The sequence below is a fragment of the Providencia sp. JGM181 genome, from assembly GCF_018257375.1.
GTDB classification, from domain to species: domain Bacteria; phylum Pseudomonadota; class Gammaproteobacteria; order Enterobacterales; family Enterobacteriaceae; genus Providencia; species Providencia lanzhouensis.
This window is the reverse complement of the sequence record NZ_JAERJY010000155.1, coordinates 1-8,201: the sequence shown is the minus strand read 5'-3', so window position 1 is coordinate 8,201 and position 8,201 is coordinate 1. Positions and strand designations below refer to the sequence as shown.

Genomic DNA, 8,201 nt, shown 5'->3' with positions numbered 1-8,201 from the left:
AGACTTTATTAAAATACCAATACTTTATTTCAAAAAACTCTCCTGATGGATAAACTTGTTTTCGTCGAAATGACTTACACAAAAAGCCGATGCATGGATGCACTAGGCAATTTGCATTCACTTTAGGGACTAAAAATTACTTATCTTTAAGGATCTATCACATGAAATTAAATAAATTATCTGTTGCTGTTTTATTTGCAGCTTCTACTCTGTCTGCATCTGTTTTAGCTAGCGGCAACACGGGTGAATTACATTTTAGCGGTCAAGTTGTTAACTCCCCATGTAATATCGAATCTGAAAGCACCAAACAAGAAGTTCCATTTGGTCAACTGTCACGTGCTTCTTTAGAAGCAGGTAATGCAGCAGAGAAAGATATCTCTATTAAATTAAAAGAATGTAACTTCGACGAATTCAGTAAGGATACTGAAGGTAAATGGGTTGCAGTTAAAGATATCAAAATCACTTTCGGTGGTAAAAACTACGTTGGTACTAATAAAGAGTTCTTAGGCGTGACTGGTACCGCTAATAACGTTGGTATTCAAATTAAAGATTTTAAATTTGATGAAGCTAAATCTGTACTGAACCAAATTCGTAACAGACAAGGTGAAAACGTTCTGGAATTTACTGCATTAGCAAAACGTGTTGATGCTGCTACTCCAGTAACTGAAGGTGAATTCAACTCTATCGCTGACTTCAAAATCACTTACGAATAATTTTTATGGGAGGGGAAACCCTCCCAATAAAAAGGTTCATTATGCGAAATTTATCTTTCTTATGGTCAACACTATTATTAGCTCCTTTTATTTCTAATGCAGAATATACAGTTGATGGCGGAATTCGTGGTGAAACTGTTATGCGCGGATATATTGTTGCTGCGCCCTGCTCAATAGAAACAGACAGCCAATATCAATATATTAATTATGACCTTGTTTCTAAAAGTGACATCAATACAGAAGAAGCAAAAAATAATAATAGAAAAACATTTAACATTAAATTAAACAACTGCATCAGTGAATATGACAAAGATAATAGTAAAGGCATAAAAATTAAATTCTTTGCCAATAGTGACATCTACAACAATGCAATCAAACTGTCAGGTCCTACGGATGGTGTCGTTGTCTATATTTATGACACCAATAACAATTTAGTCACTCCGAATAAATCGTATTCTATTTCAAATAGCGCTATTTACTTTGATAGAAAAACAAAAGTCAGTTTTTTGAAATATGAAACAGAAATTGACACTATTAATAATGAGATTGAACCCGGAAATTACTTTGCCACGATTAAATTCAATGTAAGTTACGACTAATAAATATTTTAAATTAATTTATATGATAAGAACACTATGGCTAAATTTAATATTTTTCACCAGTTAATTATTATATCTTGCTTATCCAGTATTCCTACTGTTGCTTTTTCTGTTGAATTTAATACAGATATGCTTGATACCAAAGATACTCAGAATATTGACTTTAGCCAGTTTTCTCAGGCCGGATTTGTTATGCCTGGAAATTATCATCTAACGATTAAAGTCAATAATGAACGTTTGGGTAATGCCCGCGATATTACTGTGGGTGCGCCAACTTCTGCTGAAGATTCATTATTTAGCGTTGTCTGTGTTCCGGCAACCATTACAGATCAGCTAGGCTTAAAACCAGAAGCGGTTCGCCTAATTAAATACCGCGATAACGATCAGTGTATCGATTTGTCTGCGCTTGAAGGCAGTACCATGAGCGTGGATTTATCCACGTTAACACTGACGATCTTGATCCCGCAAAGTTATTTGGAATATACCGACCCTAGCTGGGTGCCACCTTCTCGCTGGGAAGACGGTATTAACGGCTTTTTACTCGACTACACCTTAACGGGTTCCTTTACCAACCGAAATAGCGGAACTAAAGAGTCCTATTTATCCGCAAACGGAACCACAGGGTTAAACCTCGGTGCGTGGCGTTTACGTGGGGATTACCAAGCGAACTACCGTAAATCATCGGGTAACTATAACAATGAATATAGCGATGCCATATTTAGCCGTTTATATGCTTATCGCTCATTAGCGAATATCGCCTCGGTTCTAACGTTGGGGGAAAACTATTTCTACTCGGCTATTTTTGATTCTTGGCAGTTCACGGGTCTGTCATTAGAGACCGATGAAAATATGCTACCGCCGAAACTGACGGGATATGCCCCGGAGATCATCGGGATAGCTCAGACTAACGCCACGGTCATCGTCAAAAGCCATGACCGAATTGTTTTGGAGACGACGGTTCCCGCAGGCCCATTCCAGATCCAAACGTTGGATAGCTCAATCCGTGGAACCTTAGATGTCACGGTGCGTGAAGAAAATGGCGAAGAACAAAAGTTCAGCATTACTACAGCGGCGCTGCCTTATTTAACGCGTCCTGGACAAGTTCGCTATAAGTTTGCCGTTGGTAAACCTCGTTACGATGGGCGTCACCTTGAAGGGGATATGACCGCATCGGGTGAACTCTCTTATGGACTTAATAATATTTGGTCTATTTATGGTGGTTCGATTTTATCCAAAAACTACCAAGCATTTTCAGCTGGTTTTGGGCGTGACTTATTTACCTTCGGGAGCTTGTCATTTGATATAACGCAGTCCCATGCAAAGTTACTCAGCAATACCTTAACAGGTCGCAGTTACCGTTTAAGTTACTCAAAATCGTTTGATGAGGCGAGAACCGATATTACCTTCGCAGGCTATCGATTCTCGGATGAAACCTATCGTTCATTGCAACAAACGTTGGACGAACGCCGTACAGGGATTGAAACCCAAGCACACAAAGAGAGCTATCAGGTCAATATTAATAAATATTTTGATGCATTCTCTCTGGGTGGAAACTACCAATACAACACGTATTGGAATAGCCAAACGGAAGAGCAATTTGGGGCCTATATCAACACCGCCTTCAATATTGCCTATTTAGGGTTAAAAAATATCAGCTTAACTGCTTCTGCGACACGCTCCAAAAGAGCGGGATATCAGGATGATGCCATTACGTTGTATGTCACTGTTCCCCTCACAATGGGCAGCAGCATGAGTTTCTCTGAGGGTTATACACGTGACCAAAATGGGCGCCGTTCTTCAACCCATAACGTGGGCTATAGCGGCTACAACGATCAGCGTAGTTATAACCTGAACGTAGGTTACCAAACGGGACAGTATCAAGACTCACAAACCAGTTTCAGTGGTTATTTGAGCCAGAACTTCCCAACGGCATCACTATCGGCCAATGCCAGTTATGTTCCCAACGAGTACCACACCGTTGGTGGTTCAATTAACGGAGGGATCACATTGGTCAAAGAGGGAATTGCGCTGCATCAGGCAGCTTATGGTGGAACGCGCTTAGTCGTTGAAACACCGGGAGCGAGCAACGTGCCATTAAACGGCGGTGTTTATAAAACTAACCGCTTTGGATTAACCGTGCTCCCTAACGTGAGTAGCTATCGCAAAACAACAGCATCAATTAATACCAGTAAATTACCGAACAATATCGAAGCGTTAGAGAGTGTTACCGAAGCCACATTAACCCGTGGAGCCATCGGTTATCGCAGCCTTAATGTTATCCAAGGGGAAAAAACCTTTGCCCGTTTAAAACTGGCAGACGGCACTTATCCACCCTTTGGCGCCAGTGTGCGTAATAAAAATAACATTGAGCTCGGCATTGTGGGTGAGCAAGGGATCACATGGATTGTCGGTGTGATGCCAAATGACCTGCTTAACCTTTACTGGGGAAATAAATTGCAATGCAGTACGCAAGTCACTGAGTTTAAAAACAGTGCAGAAAGCTACCCTGTATTAATTTGTCATTAGGAAACAATTTAAATGAAATCAAATCTTTTTAATTTACTTCGCACCAGTGTCTTATTGACCTCTATCGGTGCAATGGGCGCCACTTACGCCGCAGTTACATTGGATCGTACTCGTATTATTTTTGATGGTGATCAGCAGTCTATTAACATCACTATTCGCAATGATAACCCCGAGCTGCCTTACCTAGCACAATCATGGTTAGAAGATGCGTCAGAGAAAAAATTGGAAGCTGGCCCGATTATCGCGACGCCACCGATTCAGCGTATGGAGCCAAAATCCACTAGCTTAGTTCGTTTAAGCACTGCGCCAGATATCAGTAAGTTACCTCAGGATAGAGAGTCTCTGTTTTACTATAACTTGCGTGAGATCCCACCAAAATCAACGGAAGCAGGTGTTCTACAAATCGCCCTACAAAGCCGTGTAAAACTGTTTTATCGCCCAGAAGCAATTGTGGCGGATAGCAAAAAAGAGTGGGCAAAACAGGTAACACTAACCCCAACAGCCAATGGTTATCAGCTAAATAACCCAACAAGTTTTTATCTGACCGTTATCGGCATTGGTAATAGCCAGAAGCAGTCTGAGCAAAGTGATTTTGATGCTGTTATGGTGCCACCGAAATCAACCCATAACCTAAAATCAGCGAAATTTGCGACGCCATATCTCACCTATATCAATGATTATGGTGGAAAGCCATCACTGGCGTTTAAGTGCCAAGCATCGCAGTGCACAGTCACACCATAGACGTAACGGATAAACAGGAATATCAACATGAAACTGTATCACTTTGGGTTATCGCTCATGTTCGCCATGCCTGTATTGGCAGAAACGCCATCGCAACCCTCATTATTGGAAACAACAGGCACTGTTTATGTTCATGCGCGTTTTCTCATAACGCCTTGCCAGCCTAATGTAACGATGACGAGAGCGGTCAATCATGTCAATGAACCTGTTTATCAATTTACTGTAAGTTATGCCCATTGTGTCACTCGCACTTATAACCAAACGTGGGCACCATTCACGTTGAAATTTGCGGGTCAGCAATATGTTTTTTCAAAGCCGCAGACAAATAAAAGTATGACTTTTTTACTTCCAGCCGAAAGCTCAGCACGCCGTTTGGAGATGATTTATGACTAAAACATTCGCACTTATGGTTGGCATGAGTAGCTTGTTATTTACCAGCTACGGCAGCTTGGCAAATAGTCTATCCGTCTATTTTGAAGGGACACTGGTGCCTATCGGTTGTCGCTTATCCGACGATGACACGAAGAAAACGGTTTACTTATCAGGTCTGCGCTTTTCTGAACTTGAAAATCTGGGGCGTTCTGATGTTCAACCTTTTCAGTTGGATATCGTCGATTGCTCAACCGCGGCATTAAATAAGACCATCAAAATTACGCTAAATACTCAAGATACTGAAACTCACAATGGCGTCACCTATTTGAAAACAACCGGCGAGTCCAATGTGTTACTGGCGTTAACTGATGGCAAGAATGCTCAACCTTTGAAATTTAATACCCCGATTGATATCAGTACCGTCACGGAATCGGGAAAAGGCTCCATTAACCCACTGCAATTTGGGGTATATGCACAAAAGCCCTTTAACGGACGGCTCAAAACAGGGAGTTTCTCATCCTTAGTCACTTTCAATCTGGACTACCAGTAGGAGAATGCAGATGAAAATATCCGGTTTTTTAGGGGCGATTTGCCTGCTAATGAGCAGCTTTTCACTGGCTGATATTTTAATTACGTTGGAAACCACATTAGTGCGTCCATCCTGTGTGATCACCAATGAAAATGGTGATAAAGAGCTGTATGTGAATTTTCAAAATGTCGCATTAGATCGCATAACAGAAGAAAAGCAAAACTTTGGGATCCTAATTAAACAGTGCGATCTGCGTAAAAATTTACGAATTTATTTATCCCCTAAAGAGGGTTCGACCCTCACGATTAATAACGAAACGGTATTAAGCACCACGATCCAAGGATTAGGGATCCGCTTTTCCCAAGCCAATAGAAATACCGCTATCAATCTACTGAAATGGGAGCCCATCTTCCCTTCAGTGAGTGGTGACACCGCCACATTGACCTTACAGTCACAATTAGTTACGAATCAAGTGCCTGAAACACTTGAAGTCGGCCCGTTTAGTGCGGCACTGTCAGTGATGATTGATTATCTCTAAAGTTAGGTAACGACAATGAAAAAAACATCTAAAACTTCACTAATTTCATTAATGACCATGCTGATGTCACTGTTTCTCTATAGCCAAGTGTCTCATGGGTTAACTCGCTACTCGTCCAGTGGTGGTGGCTATAGAATGAATCTTGTCTCCAATAACTCTGTCATCGCGAGCACACCAACCGTTGGTAGCAATGGCGAGAAATACTACTCCGTCGCTCCGCCAAATAAAGAAGGTATTGTGATCAATGAAAGTTCATCACAGCCCTACGGTACTGTGTATTGTAAGGTGAACTTTTTAGTGGGTAACTACCAAAACGGACTGGCATGGAACTATGCCTTTCATCGTGTTTTTGCTTATATGCCAGAGGCTGGCTTTAACATTAAAGGGTTAACCGCTTATAAAATTAATGCGAATACTTATTTCACTCTGTATTCAGACAATGGAATTACTCAGGGTTGGAAAAATATTTCTGGACGTGGATGCTCTTCTGAGGAAATGGGACCATTAGACGCTGGGTTCTTCACCGTTCAATTCCCATTTGAAGTACGTATTTATGTGAAAGATATTCCGATCGATGGAAAAGTTGTTATTCCTCCGGCAATGATTGCAGGCTATACCCGAATGTTCCAATATCCGGGTACACCTGATGTATTCGTTCCAGCGGATAAAGCGAGTGTAAAACTGGATTTAACTCAGTCGGTGATTAACTACCCATCAAACTGTAAATCCAATATTGATAACTTAAATATCAATCACAATACACTGGATGCCATTGAATTTGATAGTAAACAAACCCGTACTGCAACCTATCAATGTGATAGAAGTCAGGGAGTTAGAGTGAAATTCGCCTTAGATTACGTTATGGATAACGATCCACAAAAGCGTGTGCCGCTGAAATCAGGTAATAACACGATTTACTCTGAGTTATCACTGTACGATGCAGAGAATAACCTACGCGGTAAAACTATCGAAACCACCATTGATAAAGTGAAAAATATTGAAATCGAAAGCCACCTTTATGGATTAGATGCTGAGCCAGGAAAATACACTGGTAATGCGTGGTTAATTGCAACTTATTTATAATTAACATGCAGTATAAATTTTATGATTATGCTTTCTCGTGCTGTATTTATTAGTATTTTTATTATTTGGAATCTCGCCAGCATAATTTACATTGATAATTTAGGTAGCTTAAGGCAATCGCTGCCACAAAATATTATTAGCTGGTTAGCGATTGCATTAATTATTTCCATCATTGCATTTACCGTATTTTATAGAAAAAATCGGATTTTCATTACGATTCCTGCAATGTGTTTTTGTTTAGCGCTAGCCATATTAAGCATCAATCTTTTTTATCTAAAAGAAAGTAATAATGTTATATTTTGGTATTGGTCTGGTATTAGCGCAGGAGTCATACTGTATATTGTTGGACTGCAAATACGAGAGAAGTGGCTAATTCAATCTTTCTGTATTTATTGTTTCATCGCTATTAATGTTATTCAGTGTTTATTTACTATTTATCAATACTTTTTTGAAACCAGTATTTTTTATTTTGCAACAGATATGCGGTCATATGGTTTGACACAACAAATTACCATTTTATCGGTTAACATGGCGATGAGCTGTATGTTTTCGTTGATGACCCTTGTGTTATCGCAATTTAAACTCGCATCACTCATCCAAGAAAAATGCCGCATAACACTATTAAGTTTCTGTATTTTCTTGTTTACGGTGACGCTGATTGTTCTGCAATCCATCACCACAACATTGAGTTTTGCAGTTTGCGCATTTATCTTTATCTGTTTGTTTTATCAAAAGAATAAAGTAAGGGTCAGTGTCAGCTATTTCATTATTGCCGTCGCTGTATTTATTGGAGTTTACCTTATTCAGCTATGCCCAAAGTATATCGACAGTGAGATAATCAACCGCTTTCACCTTAAGCAGATGTTACGGTTTTCCATTTCACTGTTTATCTACCCACCAGCTGAAGTTTGGGAACAACCTTTAATTATTAATGCGAGCATGGAGAAAAATCAGCTCCCATTTTTAAGTTCTGAAAATTATATTGTCCCTCATATTTATAATGAGATATTGCGTTGGATTATGACTGGTGGGTTTATCAACCTTATTTTTATGTCATTAATAATAACGGGGGGTATATATGTTATTTATCAGTCAATTAT

At 39.9% G+C, this 8,201-nt stretch carries 9 protein-coding genes; all 9 read left to right on the top strand.

From position 1 onward, the window contains the following. Nucleotides 1–161: 161 nt before the first annotated feature. Nucleotides 162–713: a fimbrial protein gene (locus JK188_RS15240; protein WP_154628270.1), complete on the top strand. Its 552-nt coding sequence runs from the start codon at nt 162–164 to the stop codon at nt 711–713. A 41-nt stretch (nt 714–754) separates the two neighbouring features. Beyond that, complete coding sequence (locus tag JK188_RS15235) at nt 755–1,312, top strand: fimbrial protein (protein WP_036953988.1); 558 nt, start codon at nt 755–757, stop codon at nt 1,310–1,312. 36 nt (nt 1,313–1,348) lie between these two features. After that, nucleotides 1,349–3,838: a fimbria/pilus outer membrane usher protein gene (locus tag JK188_RS15230; protein WP_211886591.1), complete on the top strand. Its 2,490-nt coding sequence runs from the start codon at nt 1,349–1,351 to the stop codon at nt 3,836–3,838. Between the two features lie 12 nt (nt 3,839–3,850). Further along, nucleotides 3,851–4,579, top strand: coding sequence for a fimbrial biogenesis chaperone (locus tag JK188_RS15225; protein WP_036953984.1), 729 nt, complete (start codon nt 3,851–3,853; stop codon nt 4,577–4,579). Between the two features lie 27 nt (nt 4,580–4,606). Further along, a complete protein-coding gene (locus JK188_RS15220) occupies nt 4,607–4,972 on the top strand; it encodes a hypothetical protein (RefSeq protein WP_036953982.1) in 366 nt (121 codons plus the stop codon). Beyond that, nucleotides 4,965–5,501, top strand: a complete 537-nt coding sequence (locus JK188_RS15215) for a fimbrial protein (protein ID WP_036953980.1) — start codon at nt 4,965–4,967, stop codon at nt 5,499–5,501. The genes JK188_RS15220 and JK188_RS15215 overlap by 8 nt, the downstream gene beginning before the upstream one ends. Before the next feature lie 10 nt (nt 5,502–5,511). Beyond that, nucleotides 5,512–6,018, top strand: a complete 507-nt coding sequence (locus JK188_RS15210) for a fimbrial protein (protein WP_036953978.1) — start codon at nt 5,512–5,514, stop codon at nt 6,016–6,018. 15 nt (nt 6,019–6,033) lie between these two features. After that, nucleotides 6,034–7,101 (top strand): adhesin, encoded by a 1,068-nt coding sequence (locus JK188_RS15205; RefSeq protein WP_211886592.1) that lies wholly within the window; start codon nt 6,034–6,036, stop codon nt 7,099–7,101. A gap of 21 nt (nt 7,102–7,122) precedes the next feature. Further along, nucleotides 7,123–8,201, top strand: a 1,079-nt coding sequence (locus JK188_RS18020; RefSeq protein WP_211888664.1) for an O-antigen ligase domain-containing protein, incomplete at its 3' end; no start/stop codon positions are given.